The following is a 23,397-nucleotide window of genomic DNA, read 5'->3' as shown; positions in this document are numbered from 1 at the left end:
CGTGGACGGGACGACCATGCAAACGGCATCCGACCTGCTCGTGACCTGTCTCGAGGCCGAAGGCGTCGACCGCGTCTTCGGCGTTCCGGGCGAGGAGATCGAGGACCTGTTGTTCTCGTTGCGGGATTCCTCGATCCGGTTCGTCCCGACGCGCCACGAACAGGGTGCGGCGTTCATGGCCGACGTACACGGCCGCCTGACCGGCGAGGCTGGCGTCTGTTGCTCGACGCTCGGCCCCGGCGCGACGAACCTGATGACCGGCGTGGCCGACGCCCAACTCGACAAGAGCCCGGTCGTCGCGATCACCGGGCAGGGCGGCCGCGAGCGACTGCACAAGGAGAGCCATCAGGCGCTGGACGTGGTCGACATCTTCGAGCCGATCGTCGCGTGGAACTCCCAGATCGCCGAGCCCGAGATCGTCCCCGAATCGGTGCGCAAGGCGTTCAAACTGGCCGAGTACGAGAAGCCGGGCGCGACCCACCTCGAGTTCCCCGAGGACGTCGCCGCGGCGGAGGTCGACGCCGAGGCGATCCCGACCCGCGACCCGGTTCGCCGGCCGGATCCGGACGACGAATCGGCCGAGCACGCGGCGCAGTTGATCGCGGACGCCGAGCGGCCGATCGTCCTCGCGGGCAACGGCGCGGTGCGGACCCGCGCCTCGGAGCACATTCGCGCTATCGTCGACCGCGTCGGGCTCCCGGTCGTCGAGACGTACATGGGCAAAGGCGCGATCTCCGACCGCGACCCGGCCTCGCTGATGACTCTCGATTCGGGGCCCGAGGGCGAGGCCGCGAGGGCGATCGAACGAGCGGACTGCGTCGTCGCGGTCGGCTACGACATCGCCGAGCACGACCCGGCGGGCTGGAATCCGGACCTCGAGAAGACGATCGTCCACGTCGATTACGAGCCCGCGGAGGTCTACCGCCACTACAACCCCGACGTGGAGATCGTCGCCGACGTGGGCGCGGCGCTCGAGGCCATCGACGAGCGCCTGCCCGACGAGGCGTGTTCGCTGTGGTGTGGCGATCTGCACGATCGACTGCTCGAGGCGGCGACGGAGCCGCCGGCCGAGGACGATCCGGTGACGGTGCGAAACGCCTTGCCCCTGTTGCGCGAGGCGATGGCCGACTCGGACGTGCTCGTCTCGGACGTGGGCAGCCACAAGATGGCGATCGCCCAGTCGTTCCCGACCTACGAGCCGAACACCTGCGTCATCTCGAACGGGCTGGCGAGCATGGGCATCGCGGTGCCGGGCGCGCTCGCGGCGGATCTGGCCGTCGAGTCGAACGTCGTCGCGGGCACCGGCGACGGCGGGTTCATGATGAACGCGGCGGAACTCGAGACCGCGAGCCGGTTGGACTGCGGGTTCACGACCGTCGTCTTCAACGACGAGGACTACGGCCTGATCTCCGAGAAACAGGACGAACACCGCGGCGAGCACACCGGAACCGAACTGACGAACCCGGACCTCGTGACGTTCGCCGAGAGCTTCGGGATCGAGGCCTATCGGCCCGAGACGTGGACCGAGATCGAGGCGGCGTTCGCGGAGGCCGTCCCCGCCGACGAGTTGGCGCTGATCGAGATCCCCCTCGAGTGACGGTGCGAGTCGTCCGCGGCCATGGCTCAGATCGTCCGCCGGTAGGAACACTGTGGACAGTACAGCGACCGCCGGGTGACGATCAACAGGCTCTCGCCGCACTGGCAGGGGCCGCCGACGGACACGTCGTCCGTGCGTCGAACGATGTGCCGGAGCGCGTTCTCCAGTCGGACGAGCCGCTGGGACTGCTCCTCGAGGTCCGCCTCGAGGGCGCGGAGCCGCCTGTGTAGCCGCCGGCGCTCTCTCGCGCCGTTCGGACGAATCCGTCGACCCATACGCACGCCATCACGCGGTACTGGAAGTGTCTTCGGATCGGAGAGAAATCCGGACTGTCGAGCGAGTTCACGTGTCTGAGTGCCGACTCGTGATCGGCCTCGCGCGGCGTTCGGCCGGATCCACAGACGGACGACCGCGGACCGCCGAGCGCGAGCGACTCGGGACCGGACCTGAGTAAAGACTATGCATCCGGACATATAGTTTAGAGCCGTTCCGAGCGATAGAAAGGAGCGAACCGACCGGCGGCTTACGCCGTTACTTCGGCCACGCATGCAGCGATCACCAGCGTACCGCACCACCCGCGAACTGTTCGCCACCGCCGCTCTCGAGGACCGCCTCCCCGAGACGGATGCGTGGAACGCGGTGGCCGCGGAGGAACTCCGAGAGAGCTACGCCGAAATCGTCGAGCACTGGGACCGCGAGCGGGAAGCGGATCCGAACCGAAAAGAGACCGAGTCGGACGCGTCGTTCGTCCGATCGGTGGTGGAAACGGTCGGGCTCCCGTTCGATCGGTGGGCTGCGGACGGACACCCGGACGGGCACGAACGTCCCGATTCGGACGCCGTCGCGGTCGCCGACGTGAGGCGATGGGATCGCGGCGACAGTCGCGAGCGCGACGACCGCGAGCACGGATTCGGCGTTCCCGACTACCGGCTCCACGCGTTCCTGCGGGACGTATCCGCCCCGTGGGCCGTGCTCACGAACGGGCGACGGTGGCGACTCTATCGCGCGTCGGGGAACTGCCGACTGGACACCTACTACGAGATCGACCTCCCCGAACTGCTGGAAACCGACGATCTCGAGGCGTTCAAATACTTCTACTGTTTCTTCCGTCGCGAGGCGTTTCCGGACGACGCGGACGGCGGCTGCTTCCTCGAGACGGTATCGAACGAGAGCGACGCCATCGAACGGGAGATGGCCGCCGCGCTCGAGGCGAACGCTCGCGAGGCGCTGGCGGCCCTCGCCGAGGGGTTCCTGCACCACCCCGACAACGACCTCGACGAGGACGACCTCGAATCGGTCTTCGACGGTTCGCTCGTCTTCCTGTATCGGCTGCTGGTCGTGCTCTCCGCCGAGGGGAGAGGTTGGGAACTGCTCGAGACGGCCGACGAACGGGACGATCGAGCTGGTGGCGGGGACGCACATCCGCTCGAGCGAGCGATCGGTGCGGAAGCCGACCCGACACGGTCGACGGACGGCTGCCGGAATACGCTGCAGTCGCGCCTGAACGATCTCTTCGCGCGCGTCGACGAGGGCCGCACGGGATGTACGCCCTCCCCCGGTCCCGAAGCGGAGCGCCCGATTCCGGCGGCCCCCGGCTGGCTGTTCCGACCCGAACCCGACGGCGACGACCGACCGGAGGTACGGTTCCTCGCCGCCAATTCGATCGACGACGCGACCCTGTCGAGGGTCATCGAACTGCTGACCCGGCAGACGAAATCGTCGGGTAGCAGTGACGAGCCCTCGTTCATCGACTACGCCTCGCTCGACGTTCGCCACCTCGGGAGCTGCTACGAACGGCTGCTCGAGTACGACCTCGCGGTCGCCGACGCGCCGCTCGCACTCGAGGACGGCGAGTACGTGCGAGCGACCGACTCCGACGTGGTCGCCGTCGAACCGGGCGAGGTGTACCTGCGAGCCGACGGCGGCGAGCGGAAGGCCACGGGCTCGTACTACACGCCCGAGTACGTCGTCGAGTACGTCGTCGAACACACGCTCGAGCCCCTCGTCGACGAGGTTCGCGAAGAGGTTCTGACGCGGAACGAGCCGGGAACGCCCGGTTTCGCCGACGCGTTCGCCGATCGAGTGCTCGAGTTGACCGTCCTCGATCCTGCGATGGGCTGTGGACACTTCCTCACGTACGCCGCCGACTACCTCGCGCGGGAAATCGTCGACGCGCAGGCGATGCAGGCGGCACGGGCGGGCCCGGAGACCGTTACCGGCGATCTCGATTACCATCGGGCGCGCCGGCGAGTCGCCCAGCGGTGTCTCTACGGCGTCGACTGCGACCCGTTCGCCGTCGAACTCGCGAGGGTGTCGCTGTGGCTGCGAACCCGCGGCGCTGACCGGCCGAGTGTCCCCCTCGAGTCCCACCTCCAAGCCGGGAACGCGCTCGTCGGGGCGGATCTCGAGTCGATCGACGAACTGTCAGGGGCGAGCGATGGCGGCGCTCGGGCCGACGGGTCACCGTGGAACCGGCTCCGACACCGGGATCGGCTCGAGGCGGCCGCGAACGTCCGTACCGCGCGGGAGTTCGGACTGGAGACCGTCCCGGACGACGCGTGCGAACGACTGTCGGCCGCGCTGGGCGACGACGACGCGTGGGAGCGGCTCGCTCGAGCGGACTGGTTCGAAACCGCACAGGCGCAGGCCGACGCCGAGGGGTACGTCCACTGGCCGTTGGCGTTCCCCGAAATCTTCCGCGACGAGGACGGCACCCGGCGGGAGAACCCGGGGTTCGATGCGGTCGTCGGGAACCCGCCGTGGGTCGCCACGGCGGGCCGCGCCGACATCAGCGCGACCATCGACGCCGATCTCCGCGCGTATCTCGCGGACGCGTTCGAGGCGACCGAGGGCCAGTTCGACCTCGCCGTCGCGCTCTACGAACGCGCCGTTCGGCAGTCCCGCGACGGCCGCGTCGGGTTCGTCGTCCCCGATTCACTCCTCGCTCGCGAGCAGAACGAGCCGATCCGGGCGTTCGTGCTCGACAACACCTCGCTGTCCCGGATCGTCCGGGTCGGCACGGCGTTTCCGGGCGTCGAAACGGGAGCCGTAATCTGCATCAGCGGCGACGGCGCGGACGAGGTGTGCTGTGCCGACGCGACCGATCGGACGACGCTCGCGTCGCTGTCGTACACTGTGATCCCTCAGCGGGTGTTCGAAGCGCGGGACGCGAAGCGGTTCCTGATCCACCTCGACGACGACGCGCGGTCGATCCTTGCGACGGTCGATCGCCACCCGCCGCTCGAGGCGTTGGCCACCGTTTCGCGCGGCGAGGAGATCAGCAAACGGGCCGACTTCCTCGCGTCGAGCGAGGGGCCGGACAGCCGGCCGATCGCGCCCGGTGGGGCAGTGCGACGCTACGGGCTCGAGGACGCGGAAATACGCTATATCGACCCGGACGACGTGGCGAAAGACGAGGCGATCTATCGAGGGCCGAAACTCGTCTTCAGACAGACCAGCGACTCCCTCGTCGGCACGTACGACGACACCGATCTGGCGACGATCAAGTCGGCCTACACCATCCGCGCCGGCTCGAGCGACGAACTCAAACACCTGCTCGGGGTGTTGAACTCGCCGCTGCTGAACTTCTATCACCACTATACCCGCGCCGCGTACCGGTCCGTCTTCCCCCAGATCAATCAGTCGACCTTCGAGTCGTTTCCCATCGCGATGGACGGCGGACCGGACCCGACGCTCGTCGGTGCGGTCGACGAACGGCTCGCGCTTACCGCCGAGCGATCGCGGCTTTCGCTCGACTGCCTCGATGCGCTGGGCGGATACGAGGACGGCCCGTCGCTGGGTGCACTCGCCGACTGCCGTCGCGCCGCGGGAGTCGACGCGACGAAACTCACGATGACAACCGAGTCGTGGCCGAACCTACAACTCGGGAGCGTCGACGTCGCGGCGGACCGGTCGCCGGTCGTGCTGTCGGCGACCGTTCGGTACAAACCGAACGGCGAGGCGGCGACACTCGCGACCGATCGGTGGGGCTACGCGGAGACGGAGCCGATCCCGGCGCTCGAGTGGCCCGATCTCGGCCCGGATCGCGCGGCCCTCGTCGAAACCGTCGTCCCCGCCGCCGTCGACCGCGGGCGCGGGGTCGCGGATTTCAGAGCGGCGGCGACCAAGACGATCTCGCCGCTCGAGCGGCTGGAGGGACTGACGCTGCCGCGACTCGAGGACGTCGCGGACGACCTGCGGGCGCATCTCGGCGACCGCGCCCGCGCCGAGGCGTTGGACGATCGGATCGCGGCCCTCGATCGGCGGATCGCCGATCGGGTGTTCGATCTCTACGGGCTGTCGGACGACGAGCGGGCGCGGGTCCGGCACGAATTCGGGGAGAACTGACTCGGACCGAACAGACGGCCGGCGTCGGCGCGGTGGCCCGCTCGTCGCTGGTGTCCGCCGGAGACGCCGCCGAGATGATCGCCGCATGGCTATTTTTATACGGTATCGGGCTCGTCAGGAGGTATGACCAGTTCAGGAACGCGGCGGCGGGACGTGCTGCTGGCGGTGTCGGGTTGCGTTTCGCTCGCGGGGTGTGGCGACGACGCGGCGGATGCTCGAACCGGCTACGGCGCGTCGTACGGACGCGGCTACGGCGGCGAGTGAGCATGGCCGGGGAAACACCGCGCCTCGGGCTGGGGATCTTCGAGCAGGGCGACGACTGGGACCACACCGACACGGTCGAGGCGGTCGACGAGCACGCGATCGTCCACGGACCGATCGCCGAGCGGCCCGCGGCGGGCGAGTACGACGACGAACTCTACCACGCGACCGATCAGGGGATCACGTGGCGCTGGGACGCGGCGAGCGGCGACTGGGAGTATTTCGGCGGTCAGGGAAGCGCCGACCGGCCGGTGCCGGGAACGAGCCACTTCGAAGCGGCGACGATCGGCTCCCTCCGAACCGCGGAGTCGCCCGTCTGGAACGTCGAGGCACACGGCATCGAGGGCGACGGGAAAACCGATGTCGGCGACGCGGTCCACGACCTCCTCGAGACGGTCGCCCAAGCCGGCGGTGGTATCGTGTACTTCCCGCCCGGGCGATACCGCCTCGAGCGGACGCCGCTGGTGGGCGACGATACGATCCTGCTGGGCGCGGGGCGCTCGACCGTCTTCGACGGGCCGCGCCCCGAGGGCGAGGAGGGGCGGGCGCTCCTGTCCAACAGGGGCTACGACGAACCGGGGTACGGCGGCGCGTCGAACTGGGGCGTTTGCAACGTCCGGATCGACGCCCCGGACGCGACCGGGATCATGCCCGCACACGCGGACACCGTCCGATTGGAGAACATCTACGGCGACGCCATCTACTACCATCACATCGACGTCGTCTCGTCGAAGAACGTCGTCGTCGACGGCTACTGGGCGACCCGCGGCGGCGACGGGGATTCGGACGCGCCGGTGCAGTTCGACAACCAGAACGCGGGAACGGGCGCGAACAGCGTGTGGGACGGGTCGGAGGATACGCTCGTCGCGGCCGACGATACCCCGACCCGGAACTGCACCCTCACGAACTTCGAAATCGATCCCGAAAACGACCCCGACTACGGCGTCCACCTCCACCGCGACGGAAACGAGTCGCTCACGATTTCGGACGGCTACATCACCGGCTGCGGACACTCAGCGATCAGGGCCGACACCGGTGGACAACTCGAGGACCTGACCATCGACGGCGTCTCGTGTCGCGAAAACGCGCGGGGGATCTCGCTGGGCCACGTCGAGAGCGGCCGGCGGCATCTGACGATCGATAACGTCACGATCAGGACCGATGACGACGATCTGGCCGCCGGATCGGGACTGTACGCGAGCGGGTTCGACGAGGCCGCGATCTCGAACGTCGTCGTCGACGGCGAGTTCACGAACGCGATCCTCTTCGACGACATGGCCGACCTGAAACTGAGCCAGATCAGGGCGACCGGGCCGAAACATCAGGGATTCCGGTTCCGCGAAAACGTCGACGCGACGCTCACCACCGCTCGAGCGGCGAACTGCGGCACCGTCGGCATCTACGCGGGCCCCGGCAGCAGCGTCGCCTACGGGGGCGTCACCTTCGATAACGTCGGGACCGAGGTCGACATCGACGGCGAGACTCGAGAGTGGGTCACGTCGTAATCGACCACGCGATCTCGCTCGATGATACTCCGGTTGAGACTGGCATCGCTGCTGCTGCTTGACTTTCACAAATACATTGATAGACCAGCCGTCGGAATCGCGGTGTATGCCCGAAGCAGACACCGACGAACAGCTCAATCAGTTCTGCCGGCTCGTCGAGGAAGAGACCGGAGAAGAACCGCTCCCTGACCCGTACATCGGCGACATCTGTTGGGTTATGATTCACCATCCGATCGATTTCCACGGCGAGACGTTTACTGCCGAGTTCGACATCAACCTCTCTGAAGACGGCGTCACACCACAGTGGGGTGAAATCCGAATCGATCTCCCTGACGAGGAGCGCGAGGCAATTCTGGAAGCTGTCGCAGGTCGACTCGAGTACTCCGAGGGCGATGAAGCACTCTACGAATTTTCGGCATCCGAAGACCAGATTCCAGAGCTGATGGAAGACCTCCGGAAGGTCCACACTGAGATCTACGGGTAATCAACCTCGTTCCGCAGGGAGAGGACAGCGCCCTCATTTAACGCGCACCCTGTATTTGACTCTCGCGCGATAACAGCTCAGGTGCATCCGAAAAGCCTCGCTGTCGCTCGGGGTTCGGAGAGTGCGGGAAAGGTAGTGGGCCGGCGCGAATTCGAATCGCGGTTACGGCCACCCGAAGGCCGAAGGATACCAAGCTACCCCACCGGCCCGCATTCGGAAGGTGCGCGTCCGGCGGTTTAACGCTTGCGAAAGGGATCATTTGACCGCCGGACGGGAGTCGATTTCTCGAGCGAGCGCCCGGGAACCGACCTCAAAACCGGTCGTAGCCGTCCGTGTCCAGAAAGTGGTGTGCGACGGTGATCGCCTGATCCGCGTGCAGCAGTTCGGGCCCGAGCCGGAGCCGACGGTCCGCGTAGTCCTCGAGCAACGCTGCCTCCGCGTCGGTGAAGTCGTGATGGTCGGAGAGCACGAAAATCGAGTCCGCGAGCGCGTCCGCGCCCACGTCGACGACCGCCTCGCCGTCCTCGTGAAGCTGGACGATCGGGCCGTCGTCGGCGATTTCCTCGAGCGTGCCCTCGAAGCCGCGCCGGTAGAGTTCGATGCCGGGGCTGGGTTCGGCGGGCAGCGCGCCGATGGCTTCGTCGCGGTGCTCGAGGGCCTTGCGGACCAGCGCGGCGGTGCTTCGCTCGTCGGGGTTGAGCCGCTGGAGGTCGCGCCCGTCGAAGGTGATCGTGAGTTCGTCCTGGGCGATCAGGTGGACGCGGACGTCCTCGCGGATGCCGTGGGAGGTGACGAAGGCGGCGGTGATCGACCGGCAGAGGGCGTCGAGGCGACCGGCGCCGCCCGCGAGGTCGTCGAGCGAGAAATCGGGCTCCGTGGGAACGTCGTGGCCGATGAGTACGAACTGGCGCATATCGGTGGGTGGCGGGCCGGCGGGATAGCCGCCACGGTTCGGCGGTCCCGGCGTCATCGCGACGGGCGATCAGGATCGCGTCTCGAATCGCCGCGCGAGCGGGTCGGACACGAGTTCGAGACCCGGCATGCCGTCGCGGTACCAGACGATGACGGCGACCGCGAAGAGGCCGAACTGGACCCACTCGTAGGGGCCCAGCGCGTAGTAGTGGAGGAACGCGTCGAGGATGCCGGCGACGGGCTCTTCGGGCGGCTGCTCGAGGACCGGCCAGAGGAGGTAGGCGGCGTGTGCGAACTCCCCCGAGAGGGCTGCCGGCGGGATGTCCGTGAGGAGGTGCGAGCAGTAGCCGATGAGGAAGGCGACGCCGACCGCGCGGTGCTCGAGGCGGTCCGCGACGAGGACGACGGTCGGGACGAGGAGGGCGACGACGAACAGCGAGTGGGCGAGCGTTCGCCCGCCGGGAAGGATCCCGAAATTCCACGCGAGAGGTTTATCGATCAGGTCCGGCGTCTGCGAGCCGATCGCGAGCGCAATCGCGGGGATCGCGCGCGGCGGCCGACTGAACCGGCGGTGCGTAACGGCGGTGTACAACAGGTAGGCGACGGCGAGGTGTCCCCAGGGCCACATTCCTGCGGCCGTACACCGGAGACGGGCATAGTCGCTTCGACTCGGCATCCCGGACACACTGCATAGGCATGGCCAACCGTTTCCTCCGTCTCCCGTATCCAGTGACTATATGGCGAAATCAGAGTCCTCGCAGTCCGGCGGCAAACAGCAGTTGCTCGCGACCCTCGAGGGACGCTCCTGCCAACACTGTGCCGACGGCGAACTCGTCCGGGACACGTACAAGGACAACAGAGCGATCGTCTGCGACAGTTGCGGCACGCCGCGAGTACAGGTCTGGTCGTCCCCGCTCGACTGATTTTCCGACGTCTCGAGTTCGGACCCGACGCAAAAGCGGTCCGCCGTCCAGATTTTATTCGTGTGCAACCCGACCCGTTCTCGCTCGAGACGCGTGGCCGACTCGAGTCAGGGAGAGCTACGTCTCGCAGCGGGAAACGGGGAGCCGGCTCTCACTGCGACCGCGACCCCGAGTAGTCGTGGCCGACGACGAGGGCGAGCGCGTGGACCGCGAGCAGTGCGACGAACAGCGAGAGGCGGCTCATCGAGTCGATCCCGGCGACGATGACCGGGAGATACACAATGGGCAGCAGGGTGCCGAGCCAGAAGCCGGCAGCGGTGACTGAACTGCTCAGGTGCATTCTCGGGGCTATCGCATCGATTCGAGGGAGACGAACGAATCGTCGTAGGCCGAGATCCAGGCGGTCCGCAGTTCGTCCTCGCTGGCCTCGTGGGGGAAGATCGCACACTCGTCGGGAGCGTCGTCGTTTTCGACCGTGACGTGATCGAGTTCGGTCGTCGGTTCCTCGCTGTCTGGGGCGTGAAAGTCGGCGTCGGTCATGGGGTATCGGGCGACGGGTACTCGCGCCGACCGATGCTACCGGATTCGATACTATTGTTATCGAGTTGCTAATCCGCCGGAGACGGACGATAGCGTCCGATTCCGTTCCGATTCAGACGATTCAATCGCCCGAAAAAGAACTCGACGAGTCCTGACGTGTACGAGGAAGCTATGGAACGCAGCCGCGAAAACGGCGGTTCGCTCGAGGCCGTAACGACTCGTTTCGAACGGTTCCGGCGCGTCATTCCGACCGCAAACGACCGGTCGAATCCCGGGCGATCGCCTAGATCGACGGCCGGGTTCCGAGCGTGAGGGTTCTGGTGATCTCCCGACCGTCCCGTCGGAGCCCCACCGAGAGCGTCTCACCGGGGCTTGTCTCGAGGGCCAGATACGTCGAGAGGGCGTGGCGATCGGGGATCGGCTCGCCGTTTAGCTCGAGGATAACGTCGCCGCCGACGGGGAGTCGCTCGCCGCGTCGCTGGACGGTTCGCGTCGACGGCCGGAGGACGCCGTCCGCGGCCGAGCCGTTCGCGACGCTGACGACGAGGACGCCGGTCGCCGTCTCGAGGTCGTTCGCCTCGGCGACGAGTCGGTCGACGGTCCGCTGCTGGATTCCCACGTAGGAGTGGTCGTACGAGCCGGTCTCGATGAGCGACGGGATGACGCGCTCGGCCAGCGCCGCCGAGATCGCGAAGGCGACGTTGTCGCCGCCGCCGGAGTTGACCACTCCGACGACGTTCCCGTCGAGGTCGACGAGCGGGCCGCCGCTGTTGCCGGGGTTGACGGCCGCGTCGGTCTGGACGACGTTGGGGAACGGGAACGGCCGATCGTCGACGGAGAGCGTGCGGTCGACGCCGCTGACGATTCCCGTCGTCATCGACCCCTCGAGGCCGAAGGGGTTTCCCATCGCGGCCACCTGCTGGCCGACGACGGGCCGCTGTTCGGTCAGGGACAGCGGCGTCGCCGATTCGGGGACGTGATTGACCTCGAGGACGGCCAGATCGCTGTAGTAGTCGCGACCGACGAGTCTGGTGTCGGTCCAGTCGCCGGTGATGTACTGGAGGTCGGCCGCCTCGCCGTTGCTGATGACGTGGTCGTTGGTGACGACGTGGCGGTCGTCGTAGACAAATCCCGACCCCTGACCGCGACCTTTGGCACCGGAATCCGGGTTCGTGATCCCGAACACGCGGACCTGGGTGACCGATTCGATGACCGAATCGTAGAGGTCGGTAAAGGCCGACCCCGCCGCGAGGTTTTCCTTGTCGATAGTGGATGCGGAGTCGCCCTCGATCGAGTTGTCGGCTTGGGGCTCGGCACAGCCCGCGACGGCACCGGCGAGACCGGCGCTCGCGGCGGCGAGAAACGAGCGCCGACCCAGTCGGGAATCGTTCATTATCGAGGGATTGGACCGGTCCCATTTGAACCTCCGGACTCACAGCCGGCGCTTTCAAGCAGGGGCGACAGTCGCGGCCGGACCGGTCGTCGCCGCTCTCCCGAAGGGAAAACGTGTTACCCGCGGCTCCCCGTTCTCGAGACATGATCACGGAAGACGCCCGCGCGTTGCTGGCGACCGGAGCCGTCTGTGACTCCTGTCTCGGACGGCCCTTCGCCGAGCGGAGTTTCGGGCTGACCAACGCCGAGCGCGGCCGGGCGCTGCGGACGACGGTCGCGCTGGCCGACGACGAGGACTTCGAATCCACCGACCCCGCGGACTGCTGGGTCTGCGAGGGCTACTGCGGAACCTTCGACGCCGTCGCCGAGACGATCGTCGACGCCCTCGAGGGGGTCGAGTTCGCCACCTATCAGGTCGGTACTCGCGTCCCGCCGTTAGTCGAGGAGAACGAACGCCTGCTCCGGGAGGACGCTGACCTCGAGCCCGACGCCGGCGAGTCGATGAAACGCGAGATGAACCGCGAGGTCGGCCGGCGCGTCGGCGCGCTGACCGAGACCGAGGTCGACTTCGACCGGCCCGATGTGCTCGCCGTCGTCGACCTCGAGGGATTCGACCCGCTCGAGACCCTCGAGTCGGGCAGCGTCACGGGCCACGCGGTCGACGTCCAGATCAACCCCGCGTTCGTCTACGGCCGCTACCGCAAACTCGAGCGAGACATTCCCCAGACGGAGTGGCCCTGTCGGGAGTGTGGCGGCAGCGGGATTCAGTTGGGCGACGACGGCGAAGAGCCCTGTGACTACTGCGGCGGCTCGGGCTATATGTACGACACGAGTGTCGAACAAGTCGTCCGCCCCCACGTCGTCGACGCCATGGACGGCGACGAGGGCACCTTCCACGGCGCGGGCCGGGAGGACGTCGACGCCCGCATGCTCGAGGGCGGGCGGCCGTTCGTCCTCGAGGTGAAACGACCCCGCGTGCGAGACCCCGATCCGGCGGCACTCGAGCGGGAGATCAACGCGGCGGCCGACGGCTCCGTCGAGGTCGACGGGCTGCGGCTGGCGACCTACGAGATGGTCGAGCGCGTCAAGGAACACGACGCGAGCAAACACTACCGCGCCGACGTCGAGTTCGCCGAGCCGGTCGACGAGGCCGACTTCGAGGCGGCGCTCGCGGACCTCGAGGGAACGACCGTCGACCAGTACACCCCCGAGCGGGTCGACCATCGGCGGGCGGGCCTGACCCGCGAGCGGACGGTTTACGGCATCGACGGCGACCTGCGATCGTCGGCCGAGGCCGAAGTGCGACTCCACGGCGAGGGCGGCCTCTACGTGAAGGAACTCATCAGCAGCGACGGCGGCCGAACCGAGCCCAGTCTGGCCGGCCTGCTCGAGACCGACGCCGAGGTGACCGCGCTGGACGTGACCGGCGTCGAGGGAGAGAGCGAGCCGTTCGAGCGCGAGGAGTACTTCCTCGACGAGCCGCGATCGGAGTCCGACGACGAGGTCGCGGAGACCGCCGACTGACGACCGCGACGAGTCGCAACGACTTTCCTTACCGCAACTGACTCCCACGGTATGCCATTCGGCGTCGACGAGGCCGGCAAGGGCCCCGCGCTGGGGTCGATGTTCGCCGCGGCCGTCCACTGCGAGGACACAGCGGTCCTCCCCGACGGCATCAGGGACTCGAAACGACTCAGCCCCGAGCGACGCGAAGAACTGGCCGCGACCCTGCGAGCCGACGATCAGATCGCGGTCGGTGTCGCCGAGATCACGCCGGCGCGGATCGACGACCCCGAAACGGACATGAACTCGCTCGCGGTCGCGGCCCACGCCGAAGCGATCGAGGGCGTGGTCGACGATCTCGACCGAGACGGTACCGCAAACGAGCCGGTTTCGGGACTCTGTGACGCCTGCGACACCGACGCCGACCGCTTCGCCCGCCGGGTCGCCGACGCCTGCTCGCTCGCGGATCTCGCCGTCGACGCCCGCCACGGTGCCGACGACGACTCGCCCCTCGTCGGGGCGGCGAGCATTATCGCCAAAGTCGAACGCGATTCGCACATGGCCGCCTTCGCGGACGAGTACGGCCCGGTCGGCAGCGGCTATCCGGGCGATTCGACCACCCGCGAGTTCCTCGGGTCCTACGTCGCCGAGCACCGCGAACTCCCGCCGTTCGCGCGGGAATCGTGGTCGACCTGCGAGGACGCCCTCGCCGAGGCCGAACAGACCGGCCTCGAGCAGTTTTAGCGGCCGATTCGAGACGATGCGTAGCGCTCAAGACGCTCGCCGGCCTCGAGGAAACCAGTGACAGAAGCGTTGGCTGCGGTCTCGGTCGTCGATCCGTTCGCCGCGATGAACGCGATCGGGCTCGTGGCGTTCGCGCTGGTCGGCTCGAGCAAGGCGATCCGCGAGGAGTTCGATCTGTTCGGCGTCGCCGTCGTCGGGCTCGTCACGGCGTTCGCCGGCGGCGCGACGCGAGACGTTCTCGTCAATCGGATTCCGCTGGCGCTCCAGTCGCCGAGCGAGATCGCGCTCGGCCTGTTCGGCGTGGCGCTGGCGATCGGGGTGAGCGCCGTTCTCGAGGGGGCGGACGACCACCCGATCACGCTCTGTTCCGACGCCGTGGGACTCGCCGCGTTCACCACGGCCGGGGCCATCGTCGCGACCGAGGCCGGCGTCTCGGGCTTCGGCGTCGTCGCGATCGCGACGATCAACGCCGTCGGCGGCGGCGCGTTCGCGGACATCCTGCTCGACCGCTCCCCGTTTATTCTGCTCGAGGACTTCTACGCCAGTTGCACGGTACTCGGCGGGAGCACCTACTGGCTCGTCGTCGTGCTCGGCGGCTCCGGGAGCGTCGCCGCGGCGGTCTGTGCGGCGGTGACGGTCGGGACGCGCATGGTGGCGGTCTCCCGCGGCTGGACGGTCCCGACGGCGAAGGTCCTCCGGACGAGTCCGTGACGGTGCTACGTGGCTCGAGACCAGACCGCGTAGACGTAGCAGCCGACGCCGAGAAAGACGAGCAGCGAGGAGAGCCCGTCGGCGACCGCGGATGCGGCGAGGACGGCGACGAACTGCAACAGGCCGCCGGCGACGAGCGAGCCCGCGGCCGCGAGCAGCGCCGGTCCCGGATCCGTCACTTGCTGGTACAGCAACGCGCCCACGGCGATCGCGATGATACCGAACCCGAACGCCGCGACGGTAAGCGCCAGCGGATCGTTCGTCACCGTCGCGTAGGCTAGCAGGGCGAAGTACCCGAGAATCAGGGCGACGATCGCTCGAGACCGAGCCGTCGACCCGGCAGTCGCGTTCATACCGTTCTCAATCGGGTCCCGGCCCTTAGCCTTCGAGGGTCTCGGCCCACTCGAGGCCCAGTCCCTCGTGGACGACGAACTCGAGGGCGTTGACGAGGTAGTGAGCGACGACGACGACCAGCAGGCTCCCGGTGACGATGAAAACGGCCGCGAGGACGAACCCGAGGAGGCCGGTGACGACGACCCCGATCGAGCCCTGCATGCCGTGGCCGAGCGCGAACGCGACCGAGGAGACGACCGCGAGCAGCCACGGCGAGAGACCGAAGCCGGCGGCGGGAACGCCGATCATCGCCGCCCGGAAGAGGAACTCCTCGAAGACGGCGATGATCGGCAAGACCCCGCCCAAGAGGAGCAGCCAGCCGCCGACCGACTCGGGCGAGAGCAGTTCTCGAAGGTCCTCCTCGTGGTCGAACCCGAAACGGGTCGCGGCCGCTGCGGCGAGTTCGTTCGCGAGGTAGAAGACGACCCCGGCGGCCGCCCCCCAGAGCAGTCCCGTCTCGAGGTACGCGACGGAGAACTCGATGCCGAGTGCCGAGGCCGGAATCGCCGTGTAGACCGCCGCACCGAGCAATACGACCGCGAACAGCCCCTGTGAGAAGGCCACGTTCGCGAGGACCATCCCGGTCGACAGCGAGTCCGGATCGACGCCGCGGTCGGCGGCGGCCGCGTCGCGACCCGTCCTCGAGTCCCAGTGCGGTCCGGTCGGATCGGCGGCGGTCCGGTCCGGTCGGTCGTCGACGGTATCGGCGGGCCTCGAGGACGGTCCCGGGTTCGACGACTCGTCGACGGCTCGAGTGCCCTCGGCCGGATTGTGCGCTGAGGAACTGGCCGAATCCGGGTTCGTCTCGCCGCGTTTGGACTGGTCGAACTCGGAGTTTTCAGTCGGAATGTCGACCGCGATATCGGCGCGGTCGGCGTCGGTGTCGACCGGCGGTTCAGGTGGGCGGTCGGACTCTTCGTCGGAGCCGGAATCGCCGTCACTAAACGAGGATTGGGTGAGATGCGATAAAACGAGCAGCAAGACGAGGACGACGCCCGTTATGCCGACGAACGCCGCCCACTGGGGCATTTACTGCGGGCTGGGATTCGAGCCGCCAGCGGAACTGACGGAGCCTTGGTCGAACGCCGTGCCCGTGATCGACTTGAGGCGGTCGACCAGCGAGTCCTTCTTCGGTTCGCCCATCAGGGCGACGTCGAGGACTTCGCTGATGTTCGAACAGGGGATGATCTCGACCATCTCCTCGTATTCCTCTTCGATCATCACGTCCTGCTCGTTGGCTTTGGGGATGATGATCTTGCTACAGCCGGCCTTGGCGGCGGCCTCGATCTTGTGGGTGACCCCACCGACCGGGAGCACGTCGCCGCGGACCGACAGCGAACCGGTCATGGCGACCGACTGGTCGACCGGGATGTTCTCGAGCGCGCTGATGACGGCGGTCGCCACCGTGATGGAGGCGGAGTCGCCGTCGACGCCCTGCTGGCCGGCCTGGACGAACTGGATGTGGATGTCCTTCTCCGAGAGGTCCACGTCGGAGAACTTCTTGATGATCGCGGAGACGTTCTGGACCGACTCCTCGGCCATCTCCTGAAGCTTCCCGGTGGCGATGACCTGACCGCCGCCCTGTGCGGGGGCGATCTCGGCCATGACGGGGAGCATGATCCCCGAGTCCTCGCCCATGACGGCGAGCCCGTTGACGCGGCCTTCGACGCCGCCTTCGTTGACCTGCAGTTCGTAGTCCTTGCGCCGTTCGATGTAGTCGTCGGCGAGCTGTTGCTCGATCGAGCGCGAGCGGCGCTTGGCCTGCAGCACGTCGTCGCGAGTGGTGTTCTCGCGGTCCTCGGCGCGGGCGATGTCGCCCGCGACGCGGACCAGTCCACCGAGGCTGCGGAACAGCAGCGTGAGGTGGTTTTTGCGGCCCGAGCGGCGCTTGGCCTCGAGGATGACCTCTTCGACCGCTTCGTCGGTGAAGTGGGGCAGGCGGCCGTCGCGTTCGACCTCCTGTGCGATGAAGCGGGCGTACTTGCGCCGCATTTCGGGGGTGTCCTCGATGGTGTCGTCCATGTAGACCTCGTACCCGTACCCCTTGATCCGGTTGCGGAGGGCGGGGTGCATGTTCTCCATGGCGTCGAGGTTCCCGGCGGCGACCATGATGAAGTCACAGGGGACGGGTTCGGTCTGGACCATCGCGCCCGAGGAGCGCTCGGACTGGCCCGTAATGGCGAACTCGCCCTCCTGAATCGCAGTCATCAGCTTCTGCTGGGTGCGGATGTCGAGCGTGTTGATCTCGTCGACGAACAGCACTCCCTTGTTGGACTTGTGAATCGAGCCCGGTTCGACGCGGTCGTGGCTGGGGGTCTCCATGCCGCCGGACTGGAACGGGTCGTGGCGGACGTCGCCCAGCAGTGCGCCGGCGTGGGCACCCGTCGCGTCCTCGAAGGGCGCGACGCGCTGATCGCCGTTGTTGACGATCATGTTGGGCACCATCGCGTCGGTGCCACGAGAGGTGTAGCGGAAGATCAGCCAGATGATCCCCGCCGCGAGGACGCCGAGCAGAATGCTGGCGGGGCTGAGGATCGCGTAGCCGATGACGACCGCGATGATGATCCACATCAGGATCGAGCGCATCTGGTTGCGCTTTCGGGCTTCCTCCTTGTGGGCGTCGATGATCTGTTCGCCCTTCCCGGCAGGAACGGTTCGGACCTTCGGCTCGTTGCCGTCGTCCGGGTTGTGGTAGACTAAGACATCTTGGAGATCTTCCTTCGGAAGCAGTTGGCTCATCGCCTTCGCCAGCATCGACTTGCCGGTCCCCGGCGAGCCGATCATCATGACGTGCCGGCGCTGCTTCGCTGCCTTGATGATGATATCTCGTGCTTCGTCTTGGCCGATGACCTGATCGACGAGCCGATCGGGGACTTCGATGTCCGCCGTGGAGTCGATCTTGAGGCCGCCGAGAAGGTCGTCCTCGGCGATATCCTCGTCGACCTCGACGCCCGGGTCGACCTCGACTGTACTGCCGAGGTCTTCGACGGTCTCGATATCGTCGCCGTCCTCCTCGTCGGGCGACGGCTCGAACTCGTCGATCGGATCGTCGACGTCGGTGCGACGGTCACCGTCCTCCTCAGGCGGCGACCGGTCTCCCTGACGCTCGGACTGCTCCGCGGGGGTGTCCCCGTCCGGAGCGGTCTCCGAGGCGTCTTCGGGAGGGTCGTCAACGTTCGTATCGTTACTCATAGAACTCTGTTCGGTACCTGATTCGAAGGGATTGCGACTGATATACTTTCTCCATGCGGAGGATGGTGTCAGTCGCTGATACCGGAGAGAACAGCGGTCGACGGTCGGAATCAGGTCACAGCGGCCGTTCCTTTAATGAGGGTTCGGTATTTCCGGAATATACGGTTCGCTGATCGGTCGCGATCGACGCCACCGAGCCAGAGCCGGAACCCGTCGTCACGGACTTCGGCCAGCATGCCGGTGACTCGGCTCGTGGGGAACTCGCCACGCTTAAGCGCCGCGCCCGAGCAGTGTCCGGCATGACTCGGGGGTTCTACATCGGTCGCTTTCAGCCCTTCCACAACGGCCACCAGAGCATGGTCGAACAGATCGCCGAGGACGTCGACGAACTCGTCCTCGGAATCGGGAGCGCCGACGACTCTCACACCGTCCGCAACCCGTTTACCGCGGGCGAACGGATCATGATGATCACGAAGTCGCTCGTCGATTACGACCTCGTCACCTACGCCGTCCCGATCGAGGACTTAGAGCGGAACTCGGTCTGGGTGAGCCACGTCCAGAGCATGAGCCCCGACTTCGATGTCGCCTACTCGAACAACCCGCTCGTCATCCAACTCTTTCGAGAAGCCGACATCGACATCCGCCAGTCGCCGATGTTCAACCGCGAGGTCCTCGAGGGCTCGGAGGTCCGCGAGCGGATGATAACGGGCGGCGACTGGGAGTCACTGGTCCCCGAACCCGTCGTCAACACCGTCAACGAGATCGGCGGCATCGAGCGGATCCAGATGGTCAGCGACTCGGACTCGAACGGGGAGTGACGAGTCGCGAACCCCCGATAGCTGCGACCGCATCGCCGGTGCGGAGACGTATCGATTTTCACCGTTCGTGACCTACGACCGACCATGATCACGCTCGCGTCCGATTTCCGCACGCCGTATCCGGCGGCGATGAAGGGAGTGCTGTTGCAACGAACGGACGCCAGACTGGTCGATATCGCACACGACTTCCCCCGGCAGGACGTTCGAACGGCCGCCTTCTGGCTCCGAGAGGTGTTGCCGTACTACCCGCCCGCGACTCATCTCGTCGTCGTCGATCCCGGCGTCGGAACCGACCGGAACGCGATCGTTCTCCGCGCGGGCGAGCATACCCTCGTCGGCCCCGATAACGGCGTCTTGCTCCCCGCGGCGCGGCGACTCGCCGGAAGCGAGGACCGACTCGAGTCCGCCGTGATCGACGAAGACGCCCTCGAGCCCGTGGAACCGACGACGCCGAAAGAACCGATGGACGACTCGAGTGCGAGCGCCCGTCGGTCGCCACGGGGCCGAAGCAATACGTTCCACGGACGAGACGTCTTCGCCCCCGCCGCCGCTGCGGTCCACGACAGCGATAGCGGCGCGCTCGACTCGCTCGAGTGGCTCGAGCCGGCCCCAGTCGCCGTCGACCTCGAGTTTCCGGATCCCGTCCTCGCGGACGAACGAGCGACGGGCGAAGTGCTGGTCGTCGACGATTTCGGGAACGCGATCACGAACGTGCCCGGCTCGTACCTCGATGGGCGGGAACGGGTGGCGGCGAACGGCGACCCCGTCCCGGTCGGCGAGACGTTCGCGGCCGTCTCCGTCGGGGATCGACTCGCGACCGTCGGCAGCCACGGCTACGTCGAACTCGACGTGAATCAGGGTCGCGGCGACGACGCCTTCGGTCTCGAGCCCGGTGATCGGGTCATCCTCGCGCCGGTCTCAGAAGGGACCGACTGACTCGAGCGGGCGAACGCGGGTCGTGGCCACGGGTCGGTCAGCCGTCGGCCAGCACGATGTTCCGTCGCGTCGGATCGATGACGATCTCGCCGTCGGCGTGGACCGTGACGTGACACCGTGAGAACGTAAACGAGATCGAGCCGTCGCCGACTCGCGGCTCGTCGCCCCGCCAGTGGACGAACAGGGCGTTCAGCGCGTCCGGTTCGACGCACTCCGAGAGCGCCTCGAGGTCGTCGGGTTCGACCCCGAGCACCGACGAGACGGTCATGAGTAGGGCGGTGCTCACCGGCTCATACGCGTCGTCGTCGCACCACGTGTGGTATGTCCCCGTCCCCTCATCGTAGTAGACCGTGCGGCCGTCAGTGGAACCGATCGGTATCAGGGTTTCTCGCGGAGCGGGTCCGGACATCACATATCTGACTATTGTGTGTTAACACTTAACAATAATGGCCAACGGATACGGTCGCCGCTGTGTCGCTTGATTTCAAACAAAAGACGGGTATCTGAAACCGCTGCCGCGAACAGCGACGTTATTCGGCGGCGATGACGTCGTCGATGCGGGCGATCATCGTGGCGGCTTCGGTCGCGCTCTCGACGGCTTCGCGTTTGACGTCGGCGGGGTCGACGACGCCGTGTTCGAAGGGATCGTCGATCGTGACCTCGTCGCCGCTGGTGATCAGTCCCGCTCGGCCCTCGGACTCGTGGGCAGCGCGGAGATCCACGAGCACGTCGATGGGGTCTCGGCCGGTGTTGGCCGCGAGCGTTCGGGGGATGATGTCGACCGCGTCGGCGAAGGCCGTCACGGCGAGCTGTTTGCGGCCCTCGATACCGGCGGCTTCCTCGCGGATCTTGTCGGCGATCGCGATCTCGGTCGCGCCCGCGCCGGGGACGACTTCGCCGGATTCCAGCGCCGTCGCGACGACGTCGAGGGCGTCACCGATGGCGCGCTCGAGTTCGTCGACGATGTGTTCGGTGCCGCCGCGGACGAAGACGGTGACCGTCTCAGCGGCCGCGCCGCCTTCGACGAAGGCGAGGTCGTCGTCGCCGTAGGTCTCGGTGTGGATGCGGTCGGCCGAGCCGAAGTCGGATTCCTCGAGGTCGTCGAGGTCGCCGACGCGGCGTGCGCCGGTCGCGGAGGCGACCTGTCGGGCGTCGCTGTCGCCGAGGCCCTCGAAGACGAGGACGCCCTCGTTGGCGAGCGCGTTGGCGACGCGGTCGTTGACATCCTCGGTCGTGAAGACGACATCCGCACCGCTCTCGGCGACGGTTTCGGCGTAGCCCTCGAGTTCGCCTTCCTCGGCGTCGATGGCGGCGTTGAGCTGGTCGATCGAGTCGATGGCGTACTCGGCGTCGACGTCGCCGGTTCGGACGCCGAGTTCGACGTCCAGAATGGCGATCGACGCGTCCTCGACCTCGCTCGGCATGCCGTCGTGGGCGGGCTCCTCGTCGACGATGATCCCGGGGACGAGTTCGGTCGCGTTCGAGGAGGCACCGATCTGCGTGTGAACGGTGACGTTGTCGCGTGCGACGCCCGCGTCGGTATCGACGTGGCGGATCGCTTCGACGACGGTCTCGGCCAGCGACGCGGCGGTGAGTCCGCCGGTGCCCTTGCCGGTCATGCTCGACTCGGCGACCTGTCGCAGGATTTCGTCGTCGACGTCGGCCTCGTTGACCTGCTCGGCGATCGCCTCGAGGGCGATGTCGGCGGCCTCGTGGTAGCCCTCGACGATCGTCGTCGCGTGGACGTCCTGCTCGATGAGGTCCTCGGCCTCGCCCAGCAGGTTGCCGGCGAGTACCGCTGCTGTGGTCGTCCCGTCGCCGACTTCCTCCTCCTGCGAGTCGGAGACTTCGACGATCATCTGGGCCGCGGGGTGCTCGATGTCCATCTCGTTGAGGATGGTCGCGCCGTCGTTCGTGATGACGACGTCCCCGCCGGAGTCGACGAGCATCTTGTCCATGCCGCGGGGTCCGAGCGTGGTCCGTACCGACTCGGCCACGGCCTTGCCGGCCATGATGTTCGACGACTGGGCGTCGCGACCCTGCGTTCGCTGACTATCCTCGCTCATAATGAACATGGGCTGCCCACCCATGCGTCGCTGTTGTGCCATCGTTGTTCCTCACTAACCATGTCGTTAGCACTTCTATATAATTCTTTCCCTCCAACCACCGCTCCGTCTTGCGATTGCGCGTGTGAACCGGACACAGGCGAACCGGTCGGAGAGCCGGTAGCAAAATATGGGTCGGCCCGAAACGGATCGGTAGATGCTGGAGTTGGAACACGAGTTTCGCGTCGTTGATATCGCGACGCGGCTGCCGCCGACCGACGGGGGTGGGGACCCGACCAGCCGAGCGATCGGGCCCGATCGGCTCGAGCGGGAGATGCATCAGGCGGGAATCACCAAATCGGCCGTCTACCCGCCGTCACAGCCGGACACGAGCTATCTCGCGCCGAACAACGGCGTCGCCAGACGGAGCGTCGATCGGCCCTTCGTCGCCTTCGCCCGGATCAACGGCACCCAAACGCCGGGCCGAAAGGCCACGAGTCGGTTGCGAAACGCCGTCGCCAGCCGCGACGAGCACCACACCTCCCCCAGCGACATCGAGAAGTACGCCTACGACGACCGCTTTCACGGCTTCGTCCTCGATCCAACCGTCGACGACTACCCCGACGACGAGGTCCTCGCAGCCCTCGAGGACGTCGACCTTCCGGTGATCGTCCGCGGCGGCGTCGACGCGCCGCCCGAGACGCTCGCCGACGTCTTACTCGAGCGCTCCTTTCCGGTCGTCGTCGGCCGGTTCGGCGGCCACCCGCTGAACCGCGAGCTGATGGACGAGATGATCGATCTGCTCGACGAGTACGACGACTGCTACCTCGAGACGAGTTTCGTCCGGTATCGCGAGCAACTCGAGCGAGCGCTGTTAGAACACCCCGACCGCGTCTTCTTCGGCAGCGGCGCGCCCGCCTGCCACCCCAACGTCGCCGTCATGGAGATTCTGACCCTCGACGTCTCGGAGGACCTGCTCCGGCGCGCGTTTTCGAAGAACGCCTGTCGCGTGATCGAAGAACTCGCACCGGCCGCGAAACGCCGGGGTTAGGGTTCGATCGAGGCCGCGCGGTCATCGATCCGCTCGCCCGCGA

At 67.1% G+C, this 23,397-nt stretch carries 23 protein-coding genes and 1 tRNA gene; 12 read left to right on the top strand and 12 right to left on the bottom strand.

The features are described 5' to 3' along the window. Positions 1-16: 16 nt before the first annotated feature. Entirely contained in the window at positions 17-1,597 is a 1,581-nt protein-coding gene (locus tag ACT4ML_RS06240) for an acetolactate synthase large subunit (protein WP_444720605.1), read from the top strand. Between the two features lie 26 nt (positions 1,598-1,623). Here the strand turns inward: ACT4ML_RS06240 and ACT4ML_RS06235 are convergent, their stop codons facing one another. Further along, positions 1,624-1,872, bottom strand: a complete 249-nt coding sequence (locus tag ACT4ML_RS06235; protein WP_138246047.1) for a hypothetical protein — start codon at positions 1,870-1,872, stop codon at positions 1,624-1,626. Between the two features lie 271 nt (positions 1,873-2,143). On the opposite strand from ACT4ML_RS06235, the gene ACT4ML_RS06230 reads away from it, so the two are divergent. The 4 genes from ACT4ML_RS06230 to ACT4ML_RS06215 all read left to right on the top strand — a co-directional run bounded on the left by ACT4ML_RS06230 (position 2,144) and on the right by ACT4ML_RS06215 (position 8,194). Further along, a complete protein-coding gene (locus tag ACT4ML_RS06230; protein WP_444720084.1) occupies positions 2,144-5,944 on the top strand; it encodes an Eco57I restriction-modification methylase domain-containing protein in 3,801 nt (1,266 codons plus the stop codon). A gap of 123 nt (positions 5,945-6,067) precedes the next feature. Beyond that, entirely contained in the window at positions 6,068-6,208 is a 141-nt protein-coding gene (locus ACT4ML_RS06225) for a hypothetical protein (protein WP_444720083.1), read from the top strand. A 2-nt stretch (positions 6,209-6,210) separates the two neighbouring features. After that, on the top strand, positions 6,211-7,710 hold the full coding sequence (locus tag ACT4ML_RS06220; protein ID WP_444720082.1) for a glycosyl hydrolase family 28-related protein: 1,500 nt from the start codon (positions 6,211-6,213) through the stop codon (positions 7,708-7,710). A 106-nt stretch (positions 7,711-7,816) separates the two neighbouring features. Beyond that, positions 7,817-8,194: a hypothetical protein gene (locus ACT4ML_RS06215; RefSeq protein ID WP_444720081.1), complete on the top strand. Its 378-nt coding sequence runs from the start codon at positions 7,817-7,819 to the stop codon at positions 8,192-8,194. A gap of 136 nt (positions 8,195-8,330) precedes the next feature. Here the strand turns inward: ACT4ML_RS06215 and ACT4ML_RS06210 are convergent. The 3 genes from ACT4ML_RS06210 to ACT4ML_RS06200 all read right to left on the bottom strand — a co-directional run bounded on the left by ACT4ML_RS06210 (position 8,331) and on the right by ACT4ML_RS06200 (position 9,734). Continuing rightward, a tRNA-Pro gene (locus tag ACT4ML_RS06210) sits at positions 8,331-8,403 on the bottom strand. A gap of 101 nt (positions 8,404-8,504) precedes the next feature. Beyond that, entirely contained in the window at positions 8,505-9,107 is a 603-nt protein-coding gene (gene trmY, locus ACT4ML_RS06205) for a tRNA (pseudouridine(54)-N(1))-methyltransferase TrmY (protein ID WP_444720080.1), read from the bottom strand. Between the two features lie 69 nt (positions 9,108-9,176). After that, positions 9,177-9,734: a metal-dependent hydrolase gene (locus tag ACT4ML_RS06200; protein ID WP_444720079.1), complete on the bottom strand. Its 558-nt coding sequence runs from the start codon at positions 9,732-9,734 to the stop codon at positions 9,177-9,179. 109 nt (positions 9,735-9,843) lie between these two features. Between ACT4ML_RS06200 and ACT4ML_RS06195 the strand changes: the two genes are divergently transcribed. After that, positions 9,844-10,029: an HVO_A0556 family zinc finger protein gene (locus ACT4ML_RS06195; protein WP_138246105.1), complete on the top strand. Its 186-nt coding sequence runs from the start codon at positions 9,844-9,846 to the stop codon at positions 10,027-10,029. 151 nt (positions 10,030-10,180) lie between these two features. Here ACT4ML_RS06195 and ACT4ML_RS06190 read toward each other — a convergent pair whose 3' ends face one another. From ACT4ML_RS06190 to ACT4ML_RS06180, 3 genes are all read right to left on the bottom strand, one after another. Continuing rightward, positions 10,181-10,369 carry a hypothetical protein gene (locus ACT4ML_RS06190; protein WP_444720078.1) on the bottom strand — a complete coding sequence of 63 codons (189 nt, stop codon included), beginning with the start codon at positions 10,367-10,369 and terminating at the stop codon, positions 10,181-10,183. A gap of 8 nt (positions 10,370-10,377) precedes the next feature. Then, positions 10,378-10,569 carry a DUF7511 domain-containing protein gene (locus tag ACT4ML_RS06185; RefSeq protein WP_444720077.1) on the bottom strand — a complete coding sequence of 64 codons (192 nt, stop codon included), beginning with the start codon at positions 10,567-10,569 and terminating at the stop codon, positions 10,378-10,380. 283 nt (positions 10,570-10,852) lie between these two features. Then, the gene (locus ACT4ML_RS06180) at positions 10,853-11,962 is read right to left on the bottom strand and encodes a S1C family serine protease (protein ID WP_444720076.1); all 1,110 of its coding nucleotides are present in this window, start codon (positions 11,960-11,962) and stop codon (positions 10,853-10,855) included. A 143-nt stretch (positions 11,963-12,105) separates the two neighbouring features. On the opposite strand from ACT4ML_RS06180, the gene ACT4ML_RS06175 reads away from it, so the two are divergent. The 3 genes from ACT4ML_RS06175 (at position 12,106) to ACT4ML_RS06165 (ending at position 14,919) form a co-directional block, all read left to right on the top strand. Next, a complete protein-coding gene (locus ACT4ML_RS06175) occupies positions 12,106-13,485 on the top strand; it encodes a tRNA pseudouridine(54/55) synthase Pus10 (protein ID WP_444720075.1) in 1,380 nt (459 codons plus the stop codon). Between the two features lie 51 nt (positions 13,486-13,536). Beyond that, positions 13,537-14,208 (top strand): ribonuclease HII, encoded by a 672-nt coding sequence (gene rnhB, locus ACT4ML_RS06170; protein WP_444720074.1) that lies wholly within the window; start codon positions 13,537-13,539, stop codon positions 14,206-14,208. Positions 14,209-14,313: 105 nt separating this feature from the next. Next, positions 14,314-14,919: a trimeric intracellular cation channel family protein gene (locus tag ACT4ML_RS06165; RefSeq protein WP_444720604.1), complete on the top strand. Its 606-nt coding sequence runs from the start codon at positions 14,314-14,316 to the stop codon at positions 14,917-14,919. Between the two features lie 5 nt (positions 14,920-14,924). Here the strand turns inward: ACT4ML_RS06165 and ACT4ML_RS06160 are convergent, their stop codons facing one another. Genes ACT4ML_RS06160 through lonB form a run of 3 tightly spaced genes read right to left on the bottom strand, consistent with a single transcriptional unit; the run spans position 14,925 to position 18,504 of the window. After that, entirely contained in the window at positions 14,925-15,272 is a 348-nt protein-coding gene (locus tag ACT4ML_RS06160; protein ID WP_444720073.1) for a hypothetical protein, read from the bottom strand. Positions 15,273-15,297: 25 nt separating this feature from the next. Beyond that, positions 15,298-16,341, bottom strand: coding sequence for a lysostaphin resistance A-like protein (locus ACT4ML_RS06155; protein WP_444720072.1), 1,044 nt, complete (start codon positions 16,339-16,341; stop codon positions 15,298-15,300). Then, complete coding sequence (gene lonB, locus ACT4ML_RS06150; protein WP_444720071.1) at positions 16,342-18,504, bottom strand: ATP-dependent protease LonB; 2,163 nt, start codon at positions 18,502-18,504, stop codon at positions 16,342-16,344. A 299-nt stretch (positions 18,505-18,803) separates the two neighbouring features. On the opposite strand from lonB, the gene ACT4ML_RS06145 reads away from it, so the two are divergent. Next, positions 18,804-19,322 (top strand): nicotinamide-nucleotide adenylyltransferase, encoded by a 519-nt coding sequence (locus tag ACT4ML_RS06145; protein ID WP_138246114.1) that lies wholly within the window; start codon positions 18,804-18,806, stop codon positions 19,320-19,322. 84 nt (positions 19,323-19,406) lie between these two features. Next, the gene (locus ACT4ML_RS06140; protein ID WP_444720070.1) at positions 19,407-20,258 is read left to right on the top strand and encodes an SAM hydrolase/SAM-dependent halogenase family protein; all 852 of its coding nucleotides are present in this window, start codon (positions 19,407-19,409) and stop codon (positions 20,256-20,258) included. A 37-nt stretch (positions 20,259-20,295) separates the two neighbouring features. Here the strand turns inward: ACT4ML_RS06140 and ACT4ML_RS06135 are convergent, their stop codons facing one another. Beyond that, a complete protein-coding gene (locus ACT4ML_RS06135) occupies positions 20,296-20,667 on the bottom strand; it encodes a HalOD1 output domain-containing protein (RefSeq protein ID WP_444720069.1) in 372 nt (123 codons plus the stop codon). A gap of 121 nt (positions 20,668-20,788) precedes the next feature. After that, positions 20,789-22,333 (bottom strand): thermosome subunit alpha, encoded by a 1,545-nt coding sequence (gene thsA, locus ACT4ML_RS06130; RefSeq protein WP_444720603.1) that lies wholly within the window; start codon positions 22,331-22,333, stop codon positions 20,789-20,791. Positions 22,334-22,520: 187 nt separating this feature from the next. On the opposite strand from thsA, the gene ACT4ML_RS06125 reads away from it, so the two are divergent. Beyond that, complete coding sequence (locus tag ACT4ML_RS06125) at positions 22,521-23,354, top strand: amidohydrolase family protein (protein WP_444720068.1); 834 nt, start codon at positions 22,521-22,523, stop codon at positions 23,352-23,354. Positions 23,355-23,397: the final 43 nt, after the last annotated feature.

Origin of the sequence: Natrinema sp. LN54 (assembly GCF_052439245.1) — an archaeon.
In the GTDB taxonomy this organism is placed as follows: domain Archaea; phylum Halobacteriota; class Halobacteria; order Halobacteriales; family Natrialbaceae; genus Natrinema; species Natrinema versiforme_A.
The sequence above is the reverse complement of the archived record's forward strand: the minus strand, read 5'-3'. Positions and strand labels throughout refer to the sequence as shown.